Source organism: Caldisericaceae bacterium, assembly GCA_036574215.1.
In the GTDB taxonomy this organism is placed as follows: Bacteria; Caldisericota; Caldisericia; order Caldisericales; family Caldisericaceae; genus Caldisericum.
On record JAINCR010000008.1, the window covers coordinates 1 to 1211 of the forward strand.

The following is a 1211-nucleotide window of genomic DNA, read 5'->3' on the forward strand; positions in this document are numbered from 1 at the left end:
ACATGCTCCCATAAGGACCATTCCTATTACAACGAGAGTTTCTATGATTCGTAGTTTATTTCTCATCGTATTTCTCCTTTGGCACTTTTGTCTAAGCTTTTGGAGATAGAAGCTACTAAAAACAATTCATAGAAAAACTAAATTTCTTTCTTTATTAGACAATGAATGCTCTAGAGTATTTTTACTTATCTTAAAATTTTTGTAGTGTTCCCTAAATTGGGTGACTGTAAAACTTTTTGTCATCATTTTTACTTATACCAAAATTAAAAATTTTGTCAAGAGTAAGAATGTTAGTAACATTAAAGTCTTTTGAAAGTCTTCCTCCTTGCAGTTCTTTTAATTTCTCGTAAGGAGTAAGCCCATTTAAACCCATATGAGGTCTAAACTTATTTTGGTCTTCTTGTGAGCTTATGCTCAATGTGATTCTTAAAGAGAATTTATAAGTGTATGAGAACTTGGATTTTCCCTTATATTAATGAACTTCAAATGGTTTCTTCTCAATTGTTTCCTCTACATCTTCCCCTGATTTTAAAGCATCAATGAGGATTACTTCAATCTTTTTGTAGAGATCATTTCATATTTCACATCCATTTTTACTAAAAAGTCAAAAATCGCAAGCCTTACAATAAAAAGGTTAAATAAACTCTTTCAAAACAACATTTACAAAGCGAAGACCTAAAGAGGTAAGAATTAGCCTATCTTTAGTTTGTTTTATTAGTTTTGAGTTTTTTAATTTTTCTAATTCAACTGCAAAATCTTTTTCAAGAAAACTCCCAAATCTTTGATAGTATTCCGTTAAGCTCACACCTTTAAGTAATCTAAACTTCATAAATAGATAATCTGATTTTAGTGCCTTTCCGTTTAGCCTCTTTGTAAATGAAATAGGTAATTCCCCTTGGTCTAACTTTGCAAAATAACTTTTAAGATTCATTACATTTACACTTCTTCTGTTATTTAAAAAACTACCGGAAGATACACCAAACCCTATATAAGGAAAACTCTCCCAATATTTGAGGTTGTGTAAAGAGAAAAAACCTGGTTTTGCAAAATTTGAAATTTCATAATGGACAAAGCCATCTTGAGTAAACATTTTCTTACCTAAAAAGTATTCTTTAAGCCATACAGAATCATCAACAAAAGCGTAATGATGTCTTGCTTTATATAGAGGTGTGCCTCTTTCAAGCATAAGCGAATAAAAAGAAATATGCTCC

2 protein-coding genes are annotated in these 1211 nt (G+C 30.3%); both read right to left on the reverse strand.

The window, feature by feature from the left end:
• Nucleotides 1–211: 211 nt before the first annotated feature.
• Nucleotides 212–418, reverse strand: a complete 207-nt coding sequence (locus K6343_00260) for a hypothetical protein (GenBank protein MEF3244407.1) — start codon at nt 416–418, stop codon at nt 212–214.
• Nucleotides 419–634: 216 nt separating this feature from the next.
• Nucleotides 635–1211: hypothetical protein (locus K6343_00265; GenBank protein ID MEF3244408.1), on the reverse strand; the 577-nt coding region annotated here is incomplete at its 5' end.